General features: G+C 44.8%; 18 protein-coding genes and 1 tRNA gene. 13 read left to right on the plus strand and 6 right to left on the minus strand.

Going from position 1 to position 23,110, the window contains the following annotated elements; genetic code table 11:
• Positions 1–4: 4 nt before the first annotated feature.
• Positions 5–796 carry an SGNH/GDSL hydrolase family protein gene (locus DWY55_RS12990; RefSeq protein ID WP_005824695.1) on the plus strand — a complete coding sequence of 264 codons (792 nt, stop codon included), beginning with the start codon at positions 5–7 and terminating at the stop codon, positions 794–796.
• Here DWY55_RS12990 and DWY55_RS12995 read toward each other — a convergent pair.
• Complete coding sequence (locus DWY55_RS12995) at positions 793–2,127, minus strand: aspartate kinase (protein ID WP_022400873.1); 1,335 nt, start codon at positions 2,125–2,127, stop codon at positions 793–795. The two genes, DWY55_RS12990 and DWY55_RS12995, sit on opposite strands and share 4 nt — an antisense overlap.
• A gap of 304 nt (positions 2,128–2,431) precedes the next feature.
• Between DWY55_RS12995 and DWY55_RS13000 the strand changes: the two genes are divergently transcribed.
• The 8 genes from DWY55_RS13000 to DWY55_RS13040 all read left to right on the plus strand — a co-directional run bounded on the left by DWY55_RS13000 (position 2,432) and on the right by DWY55_RS13040 (position 12,235).
• Positions 2,432–3,784 (plus strand): sigma-54-dependent transcriptional regulator, encoded by a 1,353-nt coding sequence (locus DWY55_RS13000; RefSeq protein WP_008662930.1) that lies wholly within the window; start codon positions 2,432–2,434, stop codon positions 3,782–3,784.
• Between the two features lie 418 nt (positions 3,785–4,202).
• Positions 4,203–4,250: a potassium-transporting ATPase subunit F gene (locus DWY55_RS22635; RefSeq protein WP_353795016.1), complete on the plus strand. Its 48-nt coding sequence runs from the start codon at positions 4,203–4,205 to the stop codon at positions 4,248–4,250.
• Positions 4,251–4,268: 18 nt separating this feature from the next.
• A complete protein-coding gene (gene kdpA / locus DWY55_RS13015) occupies positions 4,269–5,975 on the plus strand; it encodes a potassium-transporting ATPase subunit KdpA (RefSeq protein ID WP_009037805.1) in 1,707 nt (568 codons plus the stop codon).
• 30 nt (positions 5,976–6,005) lie between these two features.
• A complete protein-coding gene (kdpB, locus tag DWY55_RS13020; RefSeq protein ID WP_117878903.1) occupies positions 6,006–8,054 on the plus strand; it encodes a potassium-transporting ATPase subunit KdpB in 2,049 nt (682 codons plus the stop codon).
• 12 nt (positions 8,055–8,066) lie between these two features.
• Entirely contained in the window at positions 8,067–8,639 is a 573-nt protein-coding gene (locus DWY55_RS13025) for a K(+)-transporting ATPase subunit C (RefSeq protein WP_005834858.1), read from the plus strand.
• A 146-nt stretch (positions 8,640–8,785) separates the two neighbouring features.
• Positions 8,786–9,541 (plus strand): hypothetical protein, encoded by a 756-nt coding sequence (locus DWY55_RS13030; protein ID WP_034529308.1) that lies wholly within the window; start codon positions 8,786–8,788, stop codon positions 9,539–9,541.
• Between the two features lie 112 nt (positions 9,542–9,653).
• Positions 9,654–10,775 carry a sensor protein KdpD gene (locus DWY55_RS13035; RefSeq protein ID WP_005834862.1) on the plus strand — a complete coding sequence of 374 codons (1,122 nt, stop codon included), beginning with the start codon at positions 9,654–9,656 and terminating at the stop codon, positions 10,773–10,775.
• Between the two features lie 20 nt (positions 10,776–10,795).
• Positions 10,796–12,235 (plus strand): sensor histidine kinase, encoded by a 1,440-nt coding sequence (locus tag DWY55_RS13040; protein ID WP_005824715.1) that lies wholly within the window; start codon positions 10,796–10,798, stop codon positions 12,233–12,235.
• Between the two features lie 6 nt (positions 12,236–12,241).
• Here DWY55_RS13040 and DWY55_RS13045 read toward each other — a convergent pair whose 3' ends face one another.
• The 5 genes from DWY55_RS13045 to DWY55_RS13065 all read right to left on the minus strand — a co-directional run bounded on the left by DWY55_RS13045 (position 12,242) and on the right by DWY55_RS13065 (position 17,664).
• The gene (locus tag DWY55_RS13045) at positions 12,242–13,108 is read right to left on the minus strand and encodes a helix-turn-helix domain-containing protein (protein WP_034525423.1); all 867 of its coding nucleotides are present in this window, start codon (positions 13,106–13,108) and stop codon (positions 12,242–12,244) included.
• Positions 13,109–13,145: 37 nt separating this feature from the next.
• On the minus strand, positions 13,146–14,786 hold the full coding sequence (locus tag DWY55_RS13050) for an MFS transporter (protein WP_117878901.1): 1,641 nt from the start codon (positions 14,784–14,786) through the stop codon (positions 13,146–13,148).
• Positions 14,787–14,892: 106 nt separating this feature from the next.
• Positions 14,893–15,990: an HlyD family secretion protein gene (locus tag DWY55_RS13055; protein WP_117878899.1), complete on the minus strand. Its 1,098-nt coding sequence runs from the start codon at positions 15,988–15,990 to the stop codon at positions 14,893–14,895.
• 76 nt (positions 15,991–16,066) lie between these two features.
• On the minus strand, positions 16,067–17,401 hold the full coding sequence (locus DWY55_RS13060; RefSeq protein WP_005824723.1) for a TolC family protein: 1,335 nt from the start codon (positions 17,399–17,401) through the stop codon (positions 16,067–16,069).
• 189 nt (positions 17,402–17,590) lie between these two features.
• Positions 17,591–17,664, minus strand: a tRNA-Met gene (locus DWY55_RS13065).
• A gap of 256 nt (positions 17,665–17,920) precedes the next feature.
• On the opposite strand from DWY55_RS13065, the gene DWY55_RS13070 reads away from it, so the two are divergent.
• From DWY55_RS13070 to DWY55_RS13085, 4 genes are all read left to right on the plus strand, one after another.
• Complete coding sequence (locus DWY55_RS13070; protein WP_005824726.1) at positions 17,921–18,307, plus strand: START-like domain-containing protein; 387 nt, start codon at positions 17,921–17,923, stop codon at positions 18,305–18,307.
• A gap of 76 nt (positions 18,308–18,383) precedes the next feature.
• On the plus strand, positions 18,384–20,285 hold the full coding sequence (locus DWY55_RS13075; protein ID WP_005824727.1) for an LptF/LptG family permease: 1,902 nt from the start codon (positions 18,384–18,386) through the stop codon (positions 20,283–20,285).
• Between the two features lie 14 nt (positions 20,286–20,299).
• Positions 20,300–21,514: a bifunctional 3,4-dihydroxy-2-butanone-4-phosphate synthase/GTP cyclohydrolase II gene (locus tag DWY55_RS13080; protein WP_005824728.1), complete on the plus strand. Its 1,215-nt coding sequence runs from the start codon at positions 20,300–20,302 to the stop codon at positions 21,512–21,514.
• 81 nt (positions 21,515–21,595) lie between these two features.
• Entirely contained in the window at positions 21,596–22,789 is a 1,194-nt protein-coding gene (locus tag DWY55_RS13085; RefSeq protein WP_005834870.1) for a pyridoxal phosphate-dependent aminotransferase, read from the plus strand.
• Positions 22,790–23,110: the final 321 nt, after the last annotated feature.

The following is a 23,110-nucleotide window of genomic DNA, read 5'->3' on the forward strand; positions in this document are numbered from 1 at the left end:
GAAGATGAATAGATTGATGGTTTTGGGGATTCTTGTCTGGATGGGGATTGCGCTGCATGCGCAATCTCTTTATCCGGACTTCAGCAAGCTGAACTTCGGGTGCGATGGAAACAGCATTACCGCAGGCGAACAATGGTCTAAGACTGTAGTGGATAAACTCGGATTCGCTACACATCACAACGTGGCGGTCGGTTCTGCCACATGGGCATGCCATCCCGATACTCAGGATTATGGCAGCGAAGCTTTTGCCGGCATCTCCGGCGGTTGGCAGGTTACGGAGGATAAGCATGAGTTACAGATGCGGCACAACAACGTGTCAAAGGTGCATATCCAGAAGTTCATAGCCGAAGTGGAAAGTGGCGCTTACCCTGCGCCCGATGTCTTTGTGTTCTCTATGGGAACGAATGACCGTAACTTGGGTAGTGCCGAAGAGGCCCTTAAAGGGAAGACGCTCGATGAAGTAGATGTCAACACCATGGCGGGCGGTGCCCGTTGGTCCATTCAGACCATTCTGGAGCATTATCCCCAATGCCGCGTATTCGTGTGCACGCCGATTCAGACCGGCAACCCCGAACACAATGCACTGAATCTGCAGAAGATTGCCATCTTGCGTGAGTTGTGCCGGGCGCTTTCCGTGCAGCTGATAGACTGTTACTCCAACTGTGGTATCACCGAAAAGTTTGAGCAGCCTTCCGGTAGCGGGCGCTATCTGCGCGACGGGTTGCATCCCGACAAACCGGGGCAGGAGCTGATGGGCCGTTACATCGCGAAGGAGATACGGAACCATTTCTTTTAGTTCCGTTCAGCATATTCCGGTTGGAATAACTTATCATTTAGGGCTTGTAAAGCCCTTTTTTTGTCTGTATTCTTAATGACGAATGCCACGTCATTATTGCTGCTGCCATATGAAATCATCCGTAGGGGGATGTCCTTTAGCGCCTCCATAATCTTTGCCTCAAACCCGGCATATTCCCATTGCATGTTGCCCACCACGGAGACGATGGTCATGCGGTCTTCTACCAATACATGGGCATATTGGCGTAGTTCGGAGATGATGTTCGATAAACGAGTGCAGTCGTCTATAGCCACAGATACGTCCAGATTGGAAGATACCAGCAGGCAGAGGGGGGTACGGTACTTGGCAAAAATGTCGAAAATCTTGCTGATGAACAGATAGGGACACAGATTATGGTTCGATTCGAACTTTATGTATATGATGTGGTCCTTGGCGGCTATGGCCTTGATGATATTGTCGTCCTGCAGGTTGGAAATTAGCGTGCCTTCTGCCGACGGTTCCATAGAGTTAAGCAACCGGACGGGAATATTCCTTAGGCGTGCCGGGGCGATACAGAAGGGATGCAGTATCTTGGCACCATAGAAGGCCAGTTGTTCGGCTTCGTTGAAGCTGAGGCGTTTCACGGGGCGGGTACCTGACACCTCGCGCAGATCATTGTTGTGCATGCCATCTATGTCCGTCCATATTTGTATCTCGTCTGCTTGGAGGGCGGTGCCAATGAGGGAAGCAGTGTAATCACTGCCGCCGCGTTTCAGGTTATCTGTTTCGTTATAGGCATTCTTGCAGATGAAACCCTGAGTGATGAAGAGATTGATGCCGGGATGGCAGGCAAGCTGTTCTCGGAGTTTCTGTTCTATATATTCCAAGTCGGGTTCGTTGTCGGGGCCGATACGCATGAAGTCGAATGCACAAAGCAGTACATTGGGAACTTTCAGCTCGCGCAGGTAGAAGTGCATTAGGGCGGTACTGATAAGTTCGCCTTGTGCCAGCACTTCCTTCTCTTCGACAGAGGTGAAGGAATCTTTGGTAAATTTCCAAAGTTGCTGGAAGCGGTCGAGGATATAATCTATTGCTTCCCGTTTCTGTTTCTCGTCGGTCAGCAACCCATTGGCAAATTCGATGAATTGGAATTCCAGCCGGGTGATACGGTCGTGAGCTTGTTCTATTTCACGGTTGAACAAGTTGGCGGCAATCTCCTCCAGATGGTTGGTGGTGCCTGCAGTGGCAGACAGTACCACAATCTTGGGTGTTGCATCTTTAATGAGTGTTGCTACATGTTTCATTCTCTCTACGGTGCCGACGGAAGTTCCGCCGAATTTACAAACTTTCATTTCTTGTTTCTTTTTTAACAGTTTCATAATTGCATTCATCCGGATGTTCTTCCTTCCGGCTTTTCATTTCAGGTGGCCTCTTTCCAAAATGGAAGGGGGAGGCATGAGGGGCTTTCACTGGGACTAGGCCTGCATAATGCCGCTGTGGCATTGCTGTGGTGGGATATTCATATCCCGGTTGGTGGCAGGCTCTTGCCCCTTCACCTATAAAAGTTCAAAAGATATGCCGTTGGTATTTGGGAAAAGCCTATATTTGCACACCCTGTTTTTTACCGTTATCAGTTTAAAAACTTATCGAATAGATATGAGTAAGATTCTAATCATTGATGATGAGGTACAAATCCGTACCCTTCTGACACGGATGATGGAGTTGGAGGGATATGACGTCTGTCAGGCTGGTGATTGCAGGGCTGCCCTGAAGCAACTGGAACTCCAAAATCCCGATGTAGTTTTGTGTGATGTGTTTCTGCCCGATGGAAATGGGGTAGACCTGGTGTTGGCTATCAAGAAGGCGGCACCCAATGTGGAAGTTATTCTGCTGACAGCGCACGGCAATATTCCCGATGGGGTGCAGGCCATCAAGAACGGTGCTTTCGACTACATCACCAAGGGAGACGATAATAACAAGATTATTCCTCTGATAAGCCGTGCTGTAGAGAAAGCGCGTATGAATGTGCGGTTGGAAAAACTGGAGAAGAAGGTGGGACAGACGTACTCTTTTGATTCTATCCTGGGAGAATCCAAAGTCCTGAAGGATGCTGTTTCATTAGCTCAGAAGGTGTCAGGGACTGATGTTCCTGTACTGTTGACTGGAGAAACGGGCACGGGTAAGGAGGTATTTGCCCAGGCCATCCACTACAGTAGTAAGCGTGCACGGCAGAATTTTGTAGCGGTTAACTGTTCTTCGTTCAGCAAGGAGTTGCTGGAAAGTGAAATGTTCGGTCATAAAGCCGGTTCGTTTACCGGCGCATTGAAGGATAAGAAGGGACTGTTCGAGGAAGCGAATAATGGGACTATTTTTTTGGATGAAATCGGTGAGATGGCGTTTGAACTGCAAGCCAAGTTGCTGCGTATTCTTGAAACCGGTGAGTATATTAAGATAGGTGATACGAAACCTACCCGTGTCAATGTCCGCATCATTGCCGCTACGAACCGCAACTTGTCCCAGGAGATTGTTGCCGGACGTTTCCGCGAGGATTTGTTTTATAGATTAAGCGTATTTCAGATACATCTGCCGCCATTGCGCGAACGTGCAGGTGATATCCGGCTGTTGGCGAAGGCTTTTATAAAGAGTTTTGCGGAACAGCTGGCGCGTCCGGTGGTTGAAATAGCTCCCGCATTTCTTGAAGCATTGGACTCCCAACCGTGGAAGGGAAATATTCGTGAATTACGTAACGTGATAGAACGCAGTATGATTGTTTGCGAGAGCGGATATCTGGACATTGCTGATTTGCCGTTTGATATTCAGAATGCCCATTATGAACACTCCAATGATTCAAGTCCCGGCAGTTTTGAACTTTCAGCTATGGAACGCCGGCACATTGCCCGTGTACTGGAGTATACAAAGGGGAATAAGACAGAAGCAGCCCGGTTATTGAAAATAGGTTTGACGACGTTGTATCGGAAGATTGAGGAATACAAGATCTCAGATCTATAATAGGGGGCTCAGTATACGACTGAGGTACCTTCGATATAGGACCGTGGCAAGATTATTCTTGAAACAGGCTTAGAAGCAGAAAGTGCCTATGGGCTAAAACATATCAAAACAGGTTGCACCTTTTCATTTTGAAAGGGTGCAACCTGTTTCTTTTTATACTTGTTTAGTATGTATTCTGTTGATAATTAATGGTGTATGGTATATGCGCTCTTTTTGGTACATATTTGGCACATTCCTGGCAGACAAAAATATGTAGTAACATTTTAAAAGGTAAAAACATGGGAATAACAGTATCATTTATTTTTTGCCTATTGAGCGGTTTGTTCGCCTTTTGGCTTTTCTGGAAATGCGTAGATTGGTTTGAGAAGATTTAAAAGAGAGAATTATGTACACAGCTTTATTTGTATTAGGTATTGTAATGTTCGGGTATCTGACTTATGTGCTGATAAGACCCGAAAAGTTTTAATGAATGGAGAGTGGAGAAATGAACACTGAAATTTTAGGTGTAGCCTTGCAGATTGTTCTGCTGATTGTGATATCCTATCCTCTGGGAAAGTATATTGCCAAGGTTTACAAAGGCGAAAAGACATGGTCGGATTTCATGAAGCCGGTCGAGAGATTGATTTATAAAGTGGCCGGAGTCAATCCGGAGGAAGAGATGAACTGGAAACAGTTCTTGAAAGCCCTGCTGATTCTGAATGCCTTTTGGTTTGTATGGGGCATGGTGCTACTCTGTACACAGCAGTGGTTGCCGTTAAATCCGGATGGAAACGCTAACCAGACACCGGATCTGGCATTCAATACATGTATCAGTTTTATGGTGAACTGTAATTTGCAGCATTATTCCGGTGAAAGCGGACTGACATATTTTACACAGTTGTTCGTCATTATGTTGTTCCAATTCATTACCGCCGCTACCGGTATGGCAGCTATGGCAGGTATCATGAAGGGTATGGCTGCTAAATCGACGAAGACTATCGGTAACTTCTGGAAGTTCTTGGTTTTGAGCTGTACCCGTGTATTATTACCGCTTTCGTTGATTGTGGGCTTCATCCTCATTCTACAAGGTACTCCGATGGGATTTGATGGTAAGCTGGAAGTTCAGACGATGGAAGGACAAACCCAGTTGGTTTCACAAGGTCCTACGGCAGCGATTGTTCCTATCAAGCAATTGGGTACGAACGGTGGCGGTTACTTTGGATGTAACTCTTCACATCCGTTGGAAAATCCTACTTACTTGACAGATATTGCAGAATGTTGGTCTATCCTAATTATACCAATGTCTATGGTGATTGCACTCGGCTTTTACATCAAACGTAAGAAGATGGCTTACTCTATCTATAGCGTAATGCTTTTTGCTTTTCTTGTCGGTGTTTGCATCAATGTTTCGCAGGAGATGGGAGGTAATCCGCGCATTGATGAGATGGGAATTGCCCAAGACAATGGAGCAATGGAAGGTAAAGAAGTCCGTTTAGGGTCTGCTGCTACTGCTCTTTGGAGTATTGTGACTACAGTTACTTCCAATGGCTCTGTGAATGGTATGCATGATTCAACGATGCCTCTTTCCGGTATGATGGAAATGCTGAACATGCAGATTAATACGTGGTTTGGAGGTGTGGGTGTAGGTTTCATGAACTATTATACATTCATCATTATCGCCGTATTCATCAGTGGACTGATGGTGGGACGTACTCCGGAATTTCTCGGTAAGAAGGTAGAGGCGCGTGAAATGAAGATTGCTACCATTGTGGCACTGCTTCATCCGCTTATCATCTTGGGCGGTGTGGCACTTTCTTGCTTTTTGTTCGCTCATTATCCTGAATTTGTGGCAGGTGAAGGCGGCTGGTTGAATAATCCCAGTTTCCACGGACTGAGTGAGCAGCTTTATGAATATACTTCGGCTGCGGCCAATAATGGTTCCGGCTTCGAAGGATTGGGCGACAATACTTACTTCTGGAACTACACTACCGGCTGGACGTTGATTTTGGGACGTTTCCTGCCTATCGTAGGTCAGGTAGCCATTGCTGGTCTGTTGGCCGGAAAGAAATATGTTCCGGAGAGTGCCGGTACGCTGAAGACGGATACAGTAACTTTCGGTGTGATGACTTTTGCCGTTATCTTTATTGTGGCTGCCTTGTCATTCTTCCCGGCACATGCATTGAGTACGATTGCTGAACATTTCAGTTTGTAATAGTAGTTTGTAAAAAGTAATTTCATAGGTATGGAAGATAATAAATCAGCTTCTTTGTTTCAGAAGGAGCAAGTAATGGAAAGTTTGAAGCAATCATTCGTGAAGCTGAATCCACGGGTGATGATAAAGAATCCGATTATGTTTACGGTGGAAGTCGTAACAGTCGTCATGCTGATTGTCTGTTTCCTTTCATTGGGTACTTCGGAATATGGAGCATTCGGATATAATTTCTTGGTATTCGTCATCTTGTTTGTGACGTTGCTGTTTGCTAATTTTGCTGAAGCCATCGCTGAAGCGCGTGGTAAGGCCCAAGCTGACAGCTTGCGTAAAACCCGTGAAGAGACTCCGGCTAAAGTGCTGGTTGACGGTAAAATCCATACCGTTAGCAGTTCACGTTTGAAGAAAGGCGACTATTTTATTTGTGAAGCAGGAGATACGATTCCTGCCGACGGTGAGATTGTGGAAGGTTTGGCCTCCATTGACGAAAGTGCCATTACCGGTGAATCTGCTCCGGTTATCCGTGAGGCCGGTGGTGACAAGAGTTCCGTAACTGGTGGTACAAAAGTTCTTTCTGATAAAATCAAGGTATTGGTGACGCAGCAACCGGGTGAGAGCTTTCTTGACAAGATGATTGCTTTGGTAGAAGGCGCTACTCGCCAGAAGACTCCGAACGAGATAGCATTGACTATTCTTCTGGCCGGTTTCACCTTGGTATTCGTCATTGTATGTGTGACGTTGATTCCTATGGCTGACTATACGAATATTGACCATCCGGGAACTTATATCTCCATTGCAGCCATCATTTCTTTGTTTGTCTGCTTGATACCGACTACTATCGGCGGACTGCTTTCTGCCATCGGCATTGCTGGGATGGACCGTGCTTTGCGCGCTAATGTAATCACCAAATCCGGTAAGGCGGTAGAAACAGCCGGTGACATTGATACCTTGTTGCTAGACAAGACTGGCACCATTACAATCGGTAACCGTAAAGCTACTAAGTTTCATTCGGCTTCGGGTGTTGACGAGAATTTGTTCGTAGAGGCTTGCTTGTTGTCCTCACTTTCTGACGAGACTCCGGAAGGTAAGTCTATCATTGAACTGGGACGTGAAAACGGTCATCGTATGCGTGATTTGAATACTACCGGTGCTCATATGATTAAGTTTACAGCCGAAACAAAATGTTCGGGTGTGGATTTGCAGGATGGTACTCAGATACGTAAAGGCGCATTCGACGCTATTCGCAAGATTGTGGAAAATGCCGGAAATAAGTTCCCGAAAGAGATTGAAGAGGTGATTGCTGTAATTACCAGCAACGGTGGAACTCCGCTGGTGGTATGTGTCAATCAGAAAGTTACTGGGGTAATTGAGTTGCAGGATATTATCAAACCGGGCATTCAGGAACGTTTTGAGCGTCTTCGCAGGATGGGTGTGAAAACTGTGATGGTGACCGGTGACAACCCTTTGACAGCCAAATATATTGCAGAGAAAGCTGGAGTAGATGATTTCATTGCTGAAGCCAAGCCGGAAGACAAGATGGAATATATCAAAAAAGAACAGCAGGCCGGTAAGCTGGTGGCTATGATGGGTGACGGTACAAACGACGCTCCCGCCCTTGCACAAGCTAATGTGGGTGTGGCAATGAACAGCGGTACGCAGGCAGCCAAAGAAGCTGGTAACATGGTGGACCTTGACAACGATCCGACGAAGCTGATTGAAATTGTGGAGATTGGCAAACAGTTGTTAATGACACGCGGTACGTTGACTACCTTCTCCATTGCGAACGACGTTGCCAAGTACTTTGCTATTATCCCTGCTTTGTTTATGGTAGCCATCCCTCAGTTGGCTCCTCTGAACATTATGGGACTGCATAGCCCTGAAACGGCCATTCTCTCGGCTGTCATATTCAACGCTATCATTATTCCTATCTTGATTCCGTTGGCTTTGAAAGGTGTTCAGTATAAGCCGATCGGTGCCAGTGCTCTACTTCGTCGCAATCTGTTGATTTATGGTGTGGGTGGCGTCATTGCTCCGTTTGTCGGCATCAAACTGATAGATATGATAGTTAGTCTGTTTTTTTAAAACTTGGATAAAATGAAAACTCTTTGGAAATCATTTAAAATAACAATTGCATTTTGCATATTTTTCTCTCTGTTCTATATCCTTGTTTTGTGGATATTTGCACAGTTCGCCGGTCCCAACAAGGGAAATGCAGAGGTGGCAACACTCAATGGTAAAGTGGTAGGTGCAGCCAATGTAGGCCAGATGTTTACGCAAGATATTTATTTCTGGGGACGCCCATCTGCGGGTAATTATACAGCCGATGCTTCGGGTGGTAGTAACAAGGGACCTACGAACGATGAATACCTGGCAGAAGTGGAAGCCCGTATCGATACTTTTCTGGTACATCATCCTTATCTGAGCCGCAAGGATGTGCCTGCTGAAATGGTAACCGCCAGTGGTTCCGGTCTAGACCCACATATCACACCTGCTTGTGCTTATGTACAAGTGAAGCGTGTGGCTCAGGCACGTGGCATGAACGAGGCTGAAGTGAAAGCCATTGTAGACAAGAACATCAGCAAACCCTTTTTGGGGGTGTTTGGTACGGAAACTGTCAATGTGCTGGAACTGAACATTGCATTAGAAGAAGCCGATCAGAATAAATAATTTTTTAGTTGTGTTTGTCATGTGTTATGGGCAGGAGCGGAAGTATTTCTGTTCAGGCAGCGAAAGACTGTCATTTTACAGGGGGAGCCGAAACTTCCTTCCTGCCTTTCAACGATTGATTAGTAATGGTAAATAAATAGTTGGATATGAAAAGTTTAAAAATATCAATTCTAGTTTTTGCGAGTATGGTAGCTGCTTGTTTTATGGGAACCGGCAAAGTGCAAGCTCAGGAATTTACAATACAAGGTGATTTAGTCAGTTCTTATGTTTGGCGCGGCTTTTACCAGACGGGAGTCAGTTTTCAGCCCACTTTGGGTTTTGGGGTCGGTGATTTTTCTTTGACGGCATGGGGCTCTACCGATTTTGACGGAGTTTCTTCAGGGGAAGGGGCTGCGGCTAAGGAGATTGATTTGACGGCTGCCTATGCTTTGGGAGAATCAGGTCTAACTTTTTCTGTTGCCAGCTTGTGGTGGGGCGGACAAGGAGCAAGAAAGTATTTTAATTTTAAGAGCCACGAAACAGCTCATCACTTTGAAGCGGGATTAGCCTATACATTGCCGGTTGAAAAGTTTCCTTTGTCAATCGCTTGGTACACTATGTTTGCCGGAGCTGACAAAGATGATAAAGGCAGGCAGAATTATTCTTCGTATGTTGAACTCAACTATCCGTTCAGTGTTAAGTCTGTAGATTTGAACCTGACTTGCGGATTTCTGCCTTATGAAGCTGGGGTAGGAGTATATGGCGTTCCTAACAGCGGGTTTGCCGTAACCAATGTGGCACTGAAAGGTATTACGGAAATCAAGATTACTGACAATTTCTCAATACCTGTATTTGCACAAGCCATTTGGAACCCTCGTATGGAAGATGCACATCTGGTATTCGGCTTTACTTTAAGGCCATGATTTATTTAGATATAACTTTAGAACTCATGAATTAGTGTTGGATGCCCGTGGCGGTCGTGATGATCGTTACGGGTTATATGGCATATATAAGACAAGTAAAAAAACAGAAGAAATGAGTAGGGAAGAAAGCGTACAGCATTTTCTTGATTTGATTAAAAAGTCGCGGCGTGGCAAGTTCAAAGTCTACATCGGCATGATTGCTGGTGTAGGTAAATCTTATCGTATGCTTCAGGAAGCACACGAGTTACTTGACAACGGAGTAGATGTGAAGATAGGCTATATAGAGACACACGGGCGTGCCGGTACGGATGCTATGTTGGAAGGATTGCCCGTTGTTCCTCGTCGTAAGATATTCTATAAAGGGAAAGAGCTGGAAGAAATGGATTTGGATGCCATTATCCAGATACACCCTGAGATAGTAGTGGTGGATGAACTGGCACATACCAATGTGGAAGGTAGCCGGAATGAGAAACGCTGGCAGGATGTGATGGATTTGCTTGATGAGGGTATCAATGTGATTTCTGCCGTTAACATCCAGCACATTGAGAGTGTCAATGAAGAAGTACAAGGCATCTCGGGTATTGAGGTGAAGGAACGTATTCCCGATAGCGTTTTGCAAGAGGCAGATGAGGTGGTGAATATTGACTTGACTGCGGAAGAATTGATAGCCCGTCTGAAAGCTGGAAAAATTTACAAGCCGGAAAAGGTCTCTACTGCCTTGAACAATTTCTTTAAAACGGAAAATATTCTCCAATTACGTGAACTGGCTTTAAAAGAGGTGGCTTTACGGGTGGAAAAGAAAGTGGAGAATGAAGTGGTTACCAGTGTGGGAGTCCGTCATGAGAGATTTCTGGCATGTATCAGCAGCAACGAGAAAACACCACGACGCATCATTCGTAAAGCTGCACGTCTGGCAACCCGCTACAATACTTCGTTTGTTGCCCTTTATGTGCAGACTCCCAGAGAAAGTACTGACCGCATCGGTCTGGCAAATCAAAGGTATTTATTGAACCACTTCAAATTGGTGACCGAACTGGGAGGGGAGGTCGTTCAGGTGCAATCGCCGGATGTGCTGGGAAGCATTGTTGATACTTGTAGGGAGAAACAGATAACAACTGTCTGCATGGGAAGTCCGTCACTTTCTTTTCCGAAATCATTGTTCATGATATTGAAATACCGAAAATTTGTGCGTGATTTGGCACAAGTAAACATAGATTTGATTATACTTGCATAATATTAATTCTTAGGAACATTATGAATATTCGTACAAAATTGATACTCAGTGTAGGGGTATTGGCTGGAATGATTATTTTGTTGGTTGCTCTTTCTGTGGTGAATCTACAGATACTGACGGCTACAGAGCCGGATAGTCCTGCTGCTGTACCGGGATTGCAACGTGCATTGCTCTGGATTTCTGTGATAGGTGGGGTATGTATTTTTGCCAGTATCATATTGTTGGTATGGCTTCCCCGTTCCATCAGCAAACCTATTCAAGAACTGACGCGTGGGATTCTTGAAATAGCGAACCATAATTATGAGAAACGTCTGGATATGAGTGGACGCGAGGAATTTCGTGAAGTGGCTGATAGTTTTAATCGGATGGCGGAACGACTGACGGAGTATCGCGCCAGTACGCTGAACGACATACTTTCTGCTAAGAAATTTCTTGAGGCTATTGTGAATAGTATTGATGAACCTATTATTGGTTTGAACCGTAATAGGGAAATTCTCTTTATCAATAATGAGGCTTTAACTGTGCTGAATTTAAAACGGGAAGAGGTAATTCGCCGTTCGGCTGAGGAGCTTTCTTTGAAGAATGATTTGCTCCGCCGTTTAGTTCGTGAATTGGTAAATCCGGGTGAAAAGAAAGAACCGTTGAAGATTTATGCAGACAATAAGGAGAGTTACTTTAAAGCTTCTTACATTACCATTATAAATGCAGAGGCTGATGATGACGAACCTCATAATCTTGGCGATGTGATTTTACTGAAAAATATTACAGAATTCAAAGAATTGGATAGTGCCAAGACTACTTTTATCTCGACTATTTCTCATGAACTGAAAACGCCTATATCCGCTATTCTGATGAGTCTGCAGTTGTTGGAGGACAAACGGGTAGGGGTGTTGAACGACGAGCAGGAGCAATTATCGAACAGCATTAAGGAAAATGCTGATCGCCTTCTTGGGATTACCGGAGAACTACTGAACATGACGCAGGTAGAAGCCGGTAAACTGCAGATGATGCCTAAAATAACAAAGCCCATTGAACTGATAGAGTATGCCATCAAGGCTAATCAGGTACAGGCTGATAAATTCGGCATTCAGATAGAAGTGGAGTATCCGGAAGAAAAAATGCCTAAATTGTTTGTCGATAGCGAAAAGATTGCTTGGGTACTCACCAATTTGTTGAGTAATGCTATCCGCTATTCCAAAGAGAACGGGAGGGTGGTTATCGGCGCCAAGCATGACGAGGATTTTGTGGAAATGTATGTGCAGGATTTTGGAAAAGGTATCGACCCGCGTTATCACCAGAGCATTTTTGACCGTTATTTCCGAGTGCCGGGCACTAAAGTGCAAGGTAGTGGCTTAGGACTTTCCATTTCGAAAGACTTTGTGGAAGCGCATGGCGGTACACTGACTGTTCAGAGTGAGCTGGGTAAGGGGAGCCGCTTCGTTATCCGGTTGAAAGCGTAACGTTTTCTATTTTTTGCGGTACTGTTGCGGAGACATGCCTGTTTGTTTCTTGAAAAATGTACCAAAATAAGAAGCATTGGGAAAATTGAAGAAATCGGCGATTTCCTGGATATTTTTCTGGGTGTTCTTGAGTAGTGAGATGCTTTTGCGGATGATGGATTTGAATATCAGTTCCTGCACGGTGAATCCGCAGACGGACTTGGATAGTGCAGAGAGGTATTTGGGTGATAAGCAGAGTTTGTCTGCATAAAACTCTACACCGCGTTCTTCCGTGTAGTGCGCATCTATCAACTGAATCAGCCGGATAAAAATTTCATGTTTGTGGCCAACCGTTGTTTTAAGGTTCATCAGTTTACGGTTGTAAATGGAACAGATGCGGTATGTGAGTCCCAGCAGAAGCAGCCTTTGTTCGTTGTCGTTGAAGGTGTTGTTGTCTAAGTGCAGGGTATTGTCCAGTAAGGACATGTATTTCAGGACTTCTTCTTCGTCTCCGGTGTTCCATACGTAGCATGGTTCGGTCCGGAGCTGCATGTATAGGTACATGGTTGCCACTGAATTGCCTATGATGTCCCTTATCGGTTCTATCTGGTAAATGAATATGAATAGTTGCAGGTCTTCCGATTCGCTCAGCACTTGGAAGAGGGAATCTTCCGGAATGAAAACTGTTTCGCCTGCCTGGGCCGAGAATACCTTCATGTTGAGCGAAAAGGTGAAGTTGCCCTGGCGGCAGACCATCAGTCCTGCTCCATTAATCATGAAAGGTTTCTTCAAGGAGGCAGGGAAGGAGCAGAGCATACCTTCTGAACTACAAATGTTTTCTCCGTTGGACAATGCGCGGTCCAAGTGGGATAAACGTTCTTGTTGAGTATCCATAACAGACAAAATTACAGGTTGTACCGAAAATTGTCTGCTAAGTTAGTAATTTTCGTTTAGGATACCGCACGACAAGCACAAATATCATGCAAATCAGGCAGGCATAGAGTGTCCATCCTGCCATTTCCTTTACAGCAGAGAGGGTGGCCTGCACCTGGATGCGTCCTTTGGTGGATATGGCAGCCATGTTGATTGCTTCTTGTTTGCTTTTTCCCTGATATTGCATGCCTTGTACGGTTTGGGTAAACGAGGCGGACGCTTCGGGGTGCAACATGTCTACATTCTGTGCATAGCGGGTGACGTAGTGCTGCTGGCGTTCTTGCAGCACATTCGTATAGAGTGCGGCTCCGATGCAGGGAGCCAATACCATGCGTACGGTAATCATGGTACATATCCAGGAAGAAAGATATTTGTAAGGCATGCGTTGGGTGGCGTAGGTTGGAATCAGCGAGTAGAGGAACATCATGCCGGTGGAGCGGATGATGACCGGATACTTCATCCGTTCGTACAGTCCTGCACCTTGTACCTCGAAATACATGAACATGGCGGAAAGCCCCAATAGAAGGAAACCGGCGGCAAAGAGATATTTGAAGTGTACGCCTTTTACGCTGAGCCAGATAGTGGCTATACCGCCGATGAGGTAGCCCAGCATGGACCAGTTGCCCAGGGTGGCATTCTGAAAGTTGTCCAGTTTCATGCCTATGCCCGTGAATACATTGACAAACATGGCGCTGGAATTCAGTACCATTAACAGAAAATAGAATAGGAAACCCATACGGATGGTACGCAGTTTGAATACATCGAGCTGATAGTAAGGATTGCGCTGGGTAGACTCGATATAGAGAAATATGCCGCCAGCAATGATGGCGCAGACTGTGGCCCATTGTATGGTTGGGTCATCGTACCAGTCGAGCACTTTGCCATAAGTAAGCACGTAGGTAATGCAGGCTAGTGTGATGCAGAAGATGGAGGCATTGCCGAACTGCTTGAAGTTGATGGGGAAACGGCGGGTGGTATATTTATGATAAGGCATAGTAATGAAGGTGATGAGGATGCAAAGTAATAGTAGCCCCATCATAAAGTAGTGTATGTACTGCCATTCATATTCAAAAGCGAGCCAGGCGGTGAGCGAGGTTCCCAATTGCCCCAGTACCATGAAGAATAGATAGATGGCGGGTTGTGCCGCACTCCGTTCGATGTCCAGCTTGTCCCAGCCTTCGTCAGTTGTGGGCTCGTTGCCGGGTGTAATTTTGTCGTACGCCTCGATATGCCCTGCATACTTTATGAGGGTGAAGAGGTTGACCATCATCAGCACCATTCGTAGGAATCCCATAAAGATGCTGCATAGTGCCAGCAGGAAAACGCTGTCTGTCTTGGCACAGATATAGCTGAAGATGTACATCAGGGAGAATCCTGCCAGGCACATCATTTTCTGCCGGCGTATGACTACCAGCCTATACAGAAAAGGGCAGAATGCTGCCATGCCAATGGAAGTGGCGAAGTTGGCAAACTGGATATGCTCGGAAATGATGCCGAGTTCGCTCATCATTTCGGTGCTTGCCACCGAGTAGGTACCGCCCACAGTCAGTATCGGCAAAAAGAATACGAATAGGATGATGATACCTACCGGTTTGGGTACCCAGTTGTAGAAAGGATAGTTCTTGGGGTATGAGGGCATGGGGATAAGGGTTAAGGGGTTAGGGATTAAGGGTTAAAGATTAAGGATTAGGGGGTAAGGATTAAGGAGTTGGTTGCCTTAATCCCTAACCTCTAATCCTTAATCCCTATTTTTTTGTTTTCGCTTTGACTATTACCATCATACCGGCGGCAAGGCTGCTGTTGTCTTCTTTGGACAAATCGGTAAAGTCGATGCGGACTGGGATGCGTTGCTGTATCTTCACGAAGTTGCCGGCAGAATTATCCGTGGGCACTAGGGAATATTTGGAGCCGGTGGCTCCGGAGATGGCAGTGATTTTTCCTTTGAATTCTTTGTCGCTGATGGCATCGACGGTAATGACTACTTCTTGTCCCAAGTGCAGATTCTCAATCTGGGTTTCCTTGTAGTTGGCTATAATCCACTTTTGTGTGTCAGGCAGAATGTAGGTGATGGTTTGTCCGGCAGTGATGAATTGTCCTTCTTCAAGAGTACGCCGCCCCAATTTCCCATCACAAGGAGCTACTACTACGGTGTAGGAGAGATTCAGTCGTGCCATTTCGAGTGCGGCTGTTGCCCGTTGTATGGCAGCTTCGGTATTTTCACGGCGATGTGACACTTCGTTCACACCCGACAAGGCAGCTTTCTGTTGTCGTTTCACGGCTTCCAACTTCTTGTGGGTAGCTGCATATTCGGTTTCTATCTGTTCCAATTGAATGGGGGTGGCAGCGTTTCTCTTCACCAGATTCTGGTATCGTTGGCGGTCTTTCTCCAGCTTGGTAAGGCGGATTTCTATCTCTGCTATGGAGGCGTCGTAGACAGAGGCTGTAGTTTGCGTGGTTTGTAGTGTGGCACCAATGACTGTGGCACCGGCTTGTGCATCCTTGAGTGCAGCTTCAGCTTCCATGACTCTGATTTTATATTCCCGGTCGTCCAATATAAGTAAGGTATCTCCTTTGTGTACTTCTTGGTGTTCTGTGAAACAAATTTTCTTGATATATCCTGATGCGCGCAGATTGACGGGAGATATGTATTGTTCAATCTGTGCATCATTACTGGTTTCCGTCCGTTTGTAGTTCAAAAAGAGGCAGACCACTTGAATAATTCCCCAGATAAGGATAACTATTCCTAATAGGCTGACAACGATTTGCCAACGGCGAAGCTTCTTCAATTTCCGTGCTTTTTCTTGGTGGGTACTTGCGGTGTTATTGTTCTCTTTTGTTTCCATATTTTCTATATTATATTGTTTACTTATTATTATATATACATCCGTCCTTGAATACGGGCTCTATTCATCTTCCTCTTTAATGAATTGAGGGGCTCAACGTCTCCAGCTGTCCCGTCAGCTTCAGCAAAGTCAGATTGGTTATCCGGTAATTGTAGTGGGCACTGATATAGTTGTTTTGGGCTTCGCTCATCCGCATTTCGTCCTGCAACACTTCGGTCATTGAGGCGATTCCTTCCCGATAACGGTCCATGGTAACGGTATATACATCTTCAGCAAGCAGATAATTGTCCTTCTGCTTCTTAAAGTTACGCTGGCTGTTCATCAGGTCATTGGTAGCATTCAGATATTGTGTCTGAAGATTTTTTCGGGTATTCTCTTGAGCGAGTTTGATGTTCTCTATGTCAATGGTTGCCTTACGCATCTTGTAGCGTTTGTCCAGTCCGTCGAAAATGGGAATGCGCAAGGAGAGTCCCACTCCATAGGAGCGATACCAATGGTTGGAAGGGCCGGAATGGAACCAATGGTAAGCTTTGTCCGTATAGGCAGAGAACATCCAGCTTCCCGTCAAGCTCAAGGAGGGGATGTAACCGTTGCTGACTATTGTTTTTTGTTGCTCTGCGAGTTGTTTCTGTGATTGCAGCAGCTGTAGTTCATATAGTGTTTCAGATAGCCCGGTGAGTGCTGCGGGCGTAATCATTTCTGTATTCACCGGTACCAGTGCTATATTTTCTTCTGCCGGATAGTCGATGATGTATTTCAGTAGGTTCAGTTGCTGTTCCATCATGGCTTGTGCGTTGTCGTGTTGCACCTTGAGGTTCTCCAGGTTGATGTTGACGCGTTTCACATCTACTTCCATAGCCATACCGTTGTCATAGAAGGCCTGAGTGATATCTCTCAACTCTTCTAGGCGAGTGATGTTGGCTTTTATCAAAATAATCTGTTCAGCTGTAACCTGTCCTAGGTAGTACATTTGACTAATTTGAAGGATGAGGTCTTCTCTTGCCTTTTCATAAGAAAGGCGATTCATCTCATCCATGGTTTTAGCTATGGACAGAGTGGTGTAGAGTGTTTGGTTATAAAGTGGTATCTGCAGCTGTAATCCGAAGTTGGCGTTGTATTGCAAAGTTTGGGTTACATTATAGGGATTGCCATACGCTGAACCATCGGTAACGGATACGGGTGGATCGATATTGTCGTTATAGTTGGCAAAACCATTGATTTGGGGCAGTAGTTTGGCTCGATTCTCAGAGATGCCGTATTTCCCTTTTTGTATTTCCTTCCGTTTGCTTTGTAAGGACAAATTGTTTTCGATACCTATTTTGAGGCAGTCCTCCAAGGTTAGGGTATCTTGTGCTCTTGTACCTAGTGCAAGCAGACACAGAAAGGAAAATGTGAACAGTTGTCTTTTCATAATAGTCACTTGATATTTGCACACAAAGTTAGTGGCTTAAAATGCAAGAGGACTATCCATATATCAACTGTTTGTATTCATATTTTCCTTTTTACTATAATTTGAAAACAAACCATAGTAAAAAACGAGTATTAAAAACAAAAAAGACCGCCAAGAGTGGAAGCCTCCTAACAGTCTAAATCTTCTTTGTAGCGGGACCCGGGATTGAACCGGGGACCTCATGATTATGAATCATGCGCTCTAACCAGCTGAGCTATCCCGCCATCATTTCTCGATTGCGGGTGCAAAGATATAGCTTTTATTTAAATTGCCAAAACTTTTATGGATATTTTCTGCTTTTTCTTTTGCTGATAGGGTGCTGAAGTGGTTTGCAGTACTTTTTATTAAAAGTCTTTGTATAACATTATCAATGAATTAGGGGCGTATGGAAAGGGAGGTATAAATAAATTTGATGATTTATTTTCTGTAATTAGAAAAAAGTATTTATCTTGGCTGGCGCAATAAAAAGCAGAATAGACTATGGAAAGAAAGAAAATACATTTGGAATATCTCTTGAATGCGACTTCTAAAAGTATTCTTTGGGCAGCGATAAGTACCCCTACTGGTTTGGAGGGCTGGTTTGCTGATAGGGTTCAGTCAGACGATAAAACAGTAACCTTTTTTTGGGGAAAAACAGAAAAACGTGATGCCGAGATTATTGCCGTGCGGGCGTATTCATTCATCCGCTTCCGCTGGCTGGACGATGAGAACGAGCGAGAATACTTTGAACTGAAGATGACAAACAATGAGTTGACCAATGATTTCGTATTGGAGATAACAGACTTTGCCGATATAGACGAGGTGGGTGATTCGCGTGAATTATGGGAATCGCAAGTGGATACTTTGCGAAGAACTTGTGGTTTTTAGTTAACTTTAGATTAAAAATTTCCCGTACTCCCTTTTTTGTACTACTTTTGTGCTCTCATTGCATGAAACGAGTAAAATGCTGCGCATAAAAAAGTTAGATATATTTGTTTTGAAGAGCTTTTGCATGCTCTTTATGGGTACTTTCTTCATCTGCCTCTTCATCTTTATGATGCAGTTTTTATGGAGGTATGTGGACGAAATGGTAGGAAAAGGATTGGAGATGACTGTCCTTGCACAGTTTTTCTTTTATTCTGCGCTTTCGTTGGTACCTGCGTCGTTGCCGCTGGCTATTCTGCTGGCTGCCCTTATCACCTTTGGAAATTTCGGAGAACGTTTTGAATTACTTGCCATGAAGGCAGCCGGTATTTCTTTATTGAAAATCATGCGGCCCCTGATTATCTTTATTTGTTTCATCTGTTGTGTCTCTTTCTATTTCCAAAATGTCATAGGACCAAAAGCCCAAACAAAATTATGGACTTTGCTTATTTCCATGAAGCAGAAATCTCCCGAAGTGGATATTCCTGAAGGTGTGTTCTACGATGAAATAGATGGTTATAATCTGTATGTGAAGCATAAGAACCGCAAAACTGGTATGCTGTATGACGTACTGATATATAATTTTGAGAAAGGTTTTGAGAATGCTCAAATTATCAAGTCTGATTCGGGACGTCTGGAGATGACGGCTGACAAACAGCATTTATATTTGCATTTATACAGTGGTGAGCAGTTTGAGAATTTGAAATCGCAGAACATGAACCAAAGGAATGTGCCTTACCGGCGTGAGACATTCCGCGAAAAGCATGCAATCATTGAGTTCAATTCGGATTTTAATATGGTGGATGCAGGTATCATGAGTAATCAGTCCAACAGTAAGGATATGAGAATGCTGCAGGCGGATATTGATTCCATGAAATTGCAGAATGACAGTGTGGGACGTGGTTATTATAAAGAAGCTATGGCAGGAACTTATAAGGTGACAGCCAGCTTGTCTAAAGAGGATACATTGAAGATTGAAAAGGCCTATTTAGGTGAGTACAATGTAGACAGCCTCTACAATGTGGCTACACTGATGCAGAAACAGAAGGTTATATCCACGGCCGTCAGCCGTGCAGAGAGTGCGGGGAGTGACTGGAGTTTTAAGAGCTTTAATATATCGCAGACTGAAAGCAGCCTTCGACGGCACATGACTTCCTGGCATGAGAAACTGACTCTTTCTCTGGCATGTCTCATCTTCTTCTTTATTGGTGCGCCACTCGGAGGAATTATCCGTAAAGGAGGCTTGGGAATGCCGGTGGTGGTTTCTGTATTGATTTTTATTATCTATTACATCATCAACAATACGGGGTATAAGATGGCCCGTGACGGACAGTGGGTTGTCTGGATGGGTATGTGGACCAGTACTGCTGTCTTGGCTCCATTGGGTGCGTTCTTGACATATAAATCCAACAATGATTCAGTGGTATTGAATGCTGATGCTTATATAAATTGGTTCAAGAAGGTTGTGGGTATTCGCAGTGTACGCCATCTGTTCCGTAAGGAAGTAATCATCCATGATCCTGATTATACACGTATTCCGGAAGAGCTGAAGGCTTTGTCCGTAGACTGTCGTGAATATGCTGATAGAAAGGGGTTGAAACGTGCTCCCAATTACTTTAAATTGTGGATGACTGATAGCCAGGATGAGGCAGTGGAAGATATTAACGAACGTTTGGAAAGTCTGATAGATGAGATGTCGAATACAAGATCCGTTACTTTGTTGACAGCGCTGAACACCTATCCGGTCATCCCCATCCATGCGCATGTCCGTCCGTTCCGCAATTATTGGTTAAACTTGCTCTGCGGTATTGTTTTCCCGATAGGCTTGTTCTTTTATTTCCGTATCTGGGCATTCCGTATCCGTCTGAATAAGGATATGGAGCGGATTATCAAGACAAATGAAGATGTGATTGGAATTATAGAAAGGGATCAGAATAAATAAAAACAAAATAGATTATGGAAAATGTAAAGTTGAATACGATAGAAGAGGCCATTGAAGACTTCAAAGCCGGTAACTTTGTGATTGTTGTGGATGATGAGGACCGTGAGAATGAGGGTGATTTGATAATTGCAGCTGAAAAGATTACACCGGAGAAAGTAAACTTTATGTTGAAGCATGCCCGTGGTGTGCTTTGTGCTCCAATTACAGTTTCGCGTTGCAAGGAACTGGATTTGCCGCATCAGGTATCGGATAATACTTCTGTATTGGGTACTCCCTTCACTGTTACTATTGATAAATTGGAAGGCTGTAGTACCGGGGTTTCTGCGGCAGACCGCGCTGCTACTATCCAGGCGTTGGCCGATCCGGCTTCTACTCCGGCCACTTTCGGGCGTCCTGGCCACATTAATCCATTGTATGCTCAGGAGAAAGGTGTGTTGCGCCGTGCCGGACATACGGAGGCTACTATTGATATGGCACGTTTGGCTGGACTTTATCCGGCGGGAGCCCTTATGGAAATAATGAATGAGGATGGTACAATGGCCCGTTTGCCCGAATTGCGCAGAATGGCAGATGAATTTGGCTTGAAATTGATTTCTATCCGTGACTTGATTGCCTACCGTTTGAAGCAGGAGTCTATTGTAGAAAAAGGAGTGGAAGTGGATATGCCTACAGACCACGGTCATTTCCGTTTGATTCCTTTCCGCCAGAAGTCGAACGGTTTGGAACATGTAGCTTTGTTCAAGGGTACTTGGGAATTGGATGAACCGATTCTGGTGCGTGTACATTCTTCTTGTGCCACTGGTGATATATTCAATTCCAAACGCTGTGATTGTGGCGAGCAGCTGCATAAGGCAATGGAGATGATAGAGAAAGCCGGTAAGGGGGTAGTTGTATATCTGAATCAGGAAGGTCGCGGCATTGGCCTGATGGAAAAAATGAAAGCATATAAATTGCAGGAAGAAGGCATGGATACTGTGGATGCTAATATTTGCCTGGGACATCTGGCAGACGAGCGTGATTATGGTGTGGGTGCCCAGATTCTTCGTGAGATAGGAGTGCACAAAATGCGGCTGATGACCAATAATCCCGTGAAACGTGTGGGCTTGGAGGCTTACGGTTTGGAAATAACGGAGAACGTAGCTATTGAGACTACTCCGAATCCATACAACGAGCGTTATCTCCGTACCAAGAAAGAACGTATGGGACATACACTTCATTTCAATAAGTAACTGTCTTTTTGTTTTCTTATATCAAAGAAAATCGCTTATTTTGCAACCGGATTTGCGTAACAATCATTAAATAGTAACAAAATGAACCAATTATCAGATCGTTTAAACAGTTTGTCGCCTTCTGCGACACTGGCTATGTCTCAAAAGAGCGCAGAGCTGAAGGCTCAAGGCGTAGACGTAATTAACCTGAGTGTGGGAGAACCGGACTTCAATACTCCCGACCACATTAAAGAGGCTGCGAAAAAGGCGATAGACGATAACTTTTCTCGCTATTCTCCAGTGCCGGGTTATCCTGCCTTACGTAATGCAATTGTAGAGAAGTTGAAGAAGGAAAACGGTCTGGAATATACCGCCGCACAAATTTCTTGCGCCAATGGTGCCAAGCAGTCGGTTTGCAATGCAATCCTGGTATTGGTAAATCCGGGTGACGAAGTAATTGTACCTGCTCCCTATTGGGTCAGTTATCCGGAAATGGTAAAGTTGGCTGAGGGTACGCCGGTTATCGTACCTGCCGGTATCGACCAGGACTTTAAGATAACACCTGCACAGCTGGAGGCTGCCATCACCCCGAAGACAAAGGCGCTGATTCTTTGCTCTCCCTCTAACCCTACGGGTTCGGTGTACAGCAAGGAGGAGTTGGCAGGCCTGGCCGCAGTATTGGCAAAGTATCCGCAGGTTGTTGTGATTGCCGATGAGATTTACGAACATATCAACTATATCGGCAAGCATCAGAGCATAGCACAATTCCCCGAAATGAAAGAGCGTACGGTCATTGTGAATGGTGTTTCCAAAGCATATGCAATGACTGGTTGGCGTATCGGTTTCATTGCAGGTCCGGAATGGCTTGTGAAGGCTTGCAATAAATTGCAGGGACAGTATACTTCCGGTCCTTGTTCTGTATCTCAGAAGGCTGCTGAGGCTGCTTATACGGGTACACAAGTTCCGGTGGAGGAAATGCGCAAGGCTTTCGAGCGTCGTCGTGATTTGATTGTAAAGTTGGCCAAGGAAGTTCCGGGTTTCGAGGTGAATGTACCGGAAGGTGCTTTCTATCTGTTCCCTAAATGCGATTCATTCTTCGGTAAATCTGCCGGAGAACGTAAAATCAATGATTCAGATGATTTGGCCATGTATCTGTTGGAAGTGGCTCATGTGGCTTGCGTAGGTGGTGCTTCTTTCGGAGCTCCCGAATGCATTCGTATGAGTTATGCAACCAGCGATGAAAATATAGTTGAAGCTATCCGTCGTATAAAAGAAGCACTGGCTAATCTGAAGTGATTCTAACTTCTTCTACAAACTTATTTTAGCAAGACATCTGTCATGCTGTCACGAACAGTTCGTTTCATCAAAGCGGACTGTTCGTTTTGTTATGACGAACACTTTGTTTTGTTATGACGAACACTTTGTTTCATTATAGCGAACACTCTGTTCCATACAGTATAAACACTTTGTTTTATATTATACGAACATTTTGTTTTCTACTATATGAACACTTTGTTTTATACTTATGGAACAAAGTGTTCATGTCTGTGAACTAACGTATTATCCGTATATAGAAAATAACAATGAGGGGGGTGAAGGTACTGAATTTCACGTGGG

Source organism: Bacteroides sp. AF25-38AC (assembly GCF_003602995.1).
Classification (GTDB): domain Bacteria; phylum Bacteroidota; class Bacteroidia; order Bacteroidales; family Bacteroidaceae; genus Bacteroides; species Bacteroides uniformis.

Coding starts and splice junctions, on each gene's coding strand:
- DWY55_RS13035 (WP_005834862.1), top strand. CDS start 9,654: ATGAGTAGGGAAGAAAGCGTACAGCATTTTCTTGATTTGATTAAAAAG.
- DWY55_RS13085 (WP_005834870.1), top strand. CDS start 21,596: ATGAACCAATTATCAGATCGTTTAAACAGTTTGTCGCCTTCTGCGACA.
- DWY55_RS13060 (WP_005824723.1), bottom strand. CDS start 17,401: ATGAAAAGACAACTGTTCACATTTTCCTTTCTGTGTCTGCTTGCACTA.
- kdpA (WP_009037805.1), top strand. CDS start 4,269: ATGAACACTGAAATTTTAGGTGTAGCCTTGCAGATTGTTCTGCTGATT.
- DWY55_RS13055 (WP_117878899.1), bottom strand. CDS start 15,990: ATGGAAACAAAAGAGAACAATAACACCGCAAGTACCCACCAAGAAAAA.
- DWY55_RS13080 (WP_005824728.1), top strand. CDS start 20,300: ATGGAAAATGTAAAGTTGAATACGATAGAAGAGGCCATTGAAGACTTC.
- DWY55_RS13025 (WP_005834858.1), top strand. CDS start 8,067: ATGAAAACTCTTTGGAAATCATTTAAAATAACAATTGCATTTTGCATA.
- DWY55_RS13075 (WP_005824727.1), top strand. CDS start 18,384: ATGCTGCGCATAAAAAAGTTAGATATATTTGTTTTGAAGAGCTTTTGC.
- DWY55_RS13070 (WP_005824726.1), top strand. CDS start 17,921: ATGGAAAGAAAGAAAATACATTTGGAATATCTCTTGAATGCGACTTCT.
- DWY55_RS13040 (WP_005824715.1), top strand. CDS start 10,796: ATGAATATTCGTACAAAATTGATACTCAGTGTAGGGGTATTGGCTGGA.
- DWY55_RS12995 (WP_022400873.1), bottom strand. CDS start 2,127: ATGAAAGTTTGTAAATTCGGCGGAACTTCCGTCGGCACCGTAGAGAGA.
- DWY55_RS13030 (WP_034529308.1), top strand. CDS start 8,786: ATGAAAAGTTTAAAAATATCAATTCTAGTTTTTGCGAGTATGGTAGCT.
- DWY55_RS13050 (WP_117878901.1), bottom strand. CDS start 14,786: ATGCCCTCATACCCCAAGAACTATCCTTTCTACAACTGGGTACCCAAA.
- DWY55_RS13000 (WP_008662930.1), top strand. CDS start 2,432: ATGAGTAAGATTCTAATCATTGATGATGAGGTACAAATCCGTACCCTT.
- DWY55_RS13045 (WP_034525423.1), bottom strand. CDS start 13,108: ATGGATACTCAACAAGAACGTTTATCCCACTTGGACCGCGCATTGTCC.
- DWY55_RS12990 (WP_005824695.1), top strand. CDS start 5: ATGAATAGATTGATGGTTTTGGGGATTCTTGTCTGGATGGGGATTGCG.
- kdpB (WP_117878903.1), top strand. CDS start 6,006: ATGGAAGATAATAAATCAGCTTCTTTGTTTCAGAAGGAGCAAGTAATG.